The following is a 1,048-nucleotide window of genomic DNA, read 5'->3' as shown; positions in this document are numbered from 1 at the left end:
CGGTAAGGTGGTATAGAATCGAGCACCTATACTAATCGGATAGAGGCGTTTGTTTCAGACGACCTCTTTATTATTTGCACGCAGGTATAAGAAAATGACGAACTCACCTATTAAACAAACCGTAATCTTACTCAGCGCAGTCTTCTTCTCCGGCGCAGTCCACGCTTCGGGCTACCATTTCGGTACGCAGTCGGTCAACGCGCAAGGCACCGCCAACTCTTCCGGCGCGGAAGCGGCCGACGCATCGACCATCTTCTACAACCCTGCCGGCCTGTCCAAACTCGACAGCAGCCAAGTTTCCGTCAACGCCAACATCGTCCTGCCCAGCATCCGCTACGAAGCCAATTCCGCCCAATACTATCAAGGCGGCGATGTTTCCGGCTCGAAAAGCGGCAAAATCACCAAAACCACCGTCGTTCCGCACCTCTACGGCGCATACAAAGTCAATGACGACGTAACTTTGGGCTTGGGCGTTTACGTCCCTTTCGGCTCTGTCACCGAATACGAAAAAGATTCCGTGCTGCGCCACAACATCAACAAACTCGGCCTTACCAGCATCGACATCGAGCCGGTCGTCGCTTGGAAAGCCAATGAAAATCATGCTTTCGGTGCCGGCCTGATCGCCCAATATTCCAAAGCCGAATTGCGCAAATATTCCGACTGGGATGCCTCCGGCGCTATTAGCCAACTCGCCAGCGGCCTTGCTTCACGCGCCGCCGGCCGCCCTGTATCCGTCAGCGCGCAAGGCAAATCTGACGGACACGCCGAAGTTAAAGGCCATGACTGGGGCTTCGGCTATCAACTTGCCTGGATGTGGGACATCAATGACCGCGCACGGGTCGGCGTGAACTACCGCTCCAAAGTATCACACACCCTCAAAGGCTCTGCAGAATGGGAAGCCGACGGCGCATACGCCCGCCGCGCTTGGGATTTGGGCGCGCTTGCCGCCCGCGGTTACGTTCCGCGTGAAAAAGCAAGCGTCAAAATCGTCACGCCCGAATCCTTGTCCGTTCACGGCATGTACAAAGCCACCGACAAATTCAACCTG

The 1,048-nt window shown here is 55.6% G+C and carries 1 protein-coding gene; it reads left to right on the top strand.

The genetic code is table 11. The features are described 5' to 3' along the window. Window positions 1-94: 94 nt before the first annotated feature. Window positions 95-1,048, top strand: a 954-nt coding sequence (locus AC5M9B_RS04870; protein WP_487648322.1) for an OmpP1/FadL family transporter, incomplete at its 3' end; no start/stop codon positions are given.

Source organism: Neisseria flava (assembly GCF_982712965.1).
The sequence above is the reverse complement of the archived record's forward strand: the minus strand, read 5'-3'. Positions and strand labels throughout refer to the sequence as shown.